Here is a 306-nt window from a genome sequence, read left to right on the forward strand (position 1 = left end):
CGCCTCCTCTGCCTACGAGGACAAGGCCGTGCAGGAGGCCTACCCCATGTACGAGGCCATCCGCGAGTCCCTGGACAGCGCCGCCCCGCGCCCGCAGACCCCGTACTACAACGAGATCTCCTCCGGCATCCAGCAGGAGTGGACCCCGATCCATGAGGTCAACGAGAACACCCCGGCGAACTCGCAGGAGTTCATCGACTCCGTCCTGAAGGGAGAGTCGCTGCTGTGAGCACCTCGACTCAGGGCCGCCGACGGCCCGCCTCCGCCCCGGTCTCCGACCGGCTGAAGTCCGAGCGCCGCCTCGGC

The 306-nt window shown here is 68.6% G+C and carries 1 pseudogene; it reads left to right on the forward strand.

Annotation, left to right across the window (positions count from 1 at the left end):
- Positions 1 to 229: pseudogene (locus tag IG178_RS24600) on the forward strand (ABC transporter substrate-binding protein); the annotation flags it as partial.
- Between the last annotated feature and the right edge of the window lie 77 nt (positions 230 to 306).

The sequence above is a fragment of the Neoluteolibacter marinus genome (assembly GCF_014904755.1).
Lineage (GTDB): Bacteria > Verrucomicrobiota > Verrucomicrobiia > Verrucomicrobiales > Akkermansiaceae > Haloferula > Haloferula marina.